General features: G+C 63.1%; 2 protein-coding genes and 1 pseudogene. 1 reads left to right on the forward strand and 2 read right to left on the reverse strand.

The annotated features are described in order from the left end of the window. Positions 1-110: pseudogene (locus ABT116_RS50140) on the forward strand (zinc-dependent metalloprotease); the annotation flags it as partial. Positions 111-153: 43 nt separating this feature from the next. On the opposite strand, the gene ABT116_RS50145 reads toward ABT116_RS50140, so the two are convergent. Both ABT116_RS50145 and ABT116_RS50150 read right to left on the reverse strand, forming a co-directional pair. Then, on the reverse strand, positions 154-468 hold the full coding sequence (locus ABT116_RS50145) for a hypothetical protein (protein ID WP_351648496.1): 315 nt from the start codon (positions 466-468) through the stop codon (positions 154-156). After that, positions 465-932, reverse strand: coding sequence for a hypothetical protein (locus ABT116_RS50150; protein WP_351648498.1), 468 nt, complete (start codon positions 930-932; stop codon positions 465-467). Before ABT116_RS50150 ends, ABT116_RS50145 begins: the two co-directional genes overlap by 4 nt. Positions 933-1,041 lie beyond the last annotated feature (109 nt).

Genomic DNA, 1,041 nt, shown 5'->3' on the forward strand with positions numbered 1-1,041 from the left:
CCTCCCGCCTGGACCTGGCCCTGCGCAAGCTGCTCGGCCTGGACGCCAAGCTCCGCCAGTACCGGGACGGCGAACGCTTCGTGCGGGCCGTCGTCTCACCGCCCGGGGTGCCGTACGACTGGTAGTGGACGACGTCGCCGACGCTCGGTTGCCTCATGCTGCACCGCCAGACACGGCTTCGTATGTGGCTGCGAAGATGTCAGGCTTGCAGGGGTAGAACTCACCCTGAACGCCTCGAATGATCCAGTCGTTCGGGCTCGCGGTGATCGAACCTTCGAGAGTGTTGATGTGGATCCGTTCGTCGTAGCGGTTGTTGAACCGGCTAGCCGAGACGGGGATTCGGTCGTAAGCAGCGGTGCCGCCTTGCGACATGATCCACTCGATGATTGGTTTCGCTAATTCGGCGGTGCCGTCCCACTTCACTGCCTGGATCTCGACGGGCTTCTTCCGAAACTTCTGTGCTGTCATGAATTCTCCTGTGGGTTGGTGGTTTCTTCACCGGAACTGATGCCGGCCTTCCCGAACAATGCTTCGATCTCCGAGTCGATCGCCGTACGCGTGACGACGGTGACTTCGGACTTCGTCGACGCCTGCAAGCCCTGCAGTTTCGCGAGGCTGTCCAGCACACCGCGGGCCGATGCGACGAGCTGCGATTTGCCGACCAACTGGCCTTTCGCTTCCGCCGCGTTGATCGCTTCCCACGACTTCGCCCAGAGCGCCTCGTAGCGGGCTGCGATGACTTCGCGGTAGTCGTCGGCGGTTTCGCCTTCGACGCGCTCGAGGACACGTCTCACGGCGCGGCAGGCGGTGCTCTTGTCCTGGTAGCCCCATGCCTCCGCAACTTCGGCCCAGGTCTTGCCGTCGCGGCGATCTTTCATGGCTCCGAGGGCTCGAACGCGGTCGCTGATGCCGTCAGGTTTGGTGCTCGCCATGTGCCCTCTCCGTGGGTTTGTGTGCCGTCTTTGGGTGTGCCGTTACGTGGGGCACTGTTGAGTGTATCCACCGGTTGTCGGCTGGTGTGGCAGTGGGTCGAGCACGCTG

The organism is Streptomyces sp. NPDC002130, assembly GCF_040296465.1.
Classification (GTDB): Bacteria; Actinomycetota; Actinomycetes; order Streptomycetales; family Streptomycetaceae; genus Streptomyces.

Coding starts and splice junctions, on each gene's coding strand:
- ABT116_RS50145 (WP_351648496.1), bottom strand. CDS start 468: ATGACAGCACAGAAGTTTCGGAAGAAGCCCGTCGAGATCCAGGCAGTG.
- ABT116_RS50150 (WP_351648498.1), bottom strand. CDS start 932: ATGGCGAGCACCAAACCTGACGGCATCAGCGACCGCGTTCGAGCCCTC.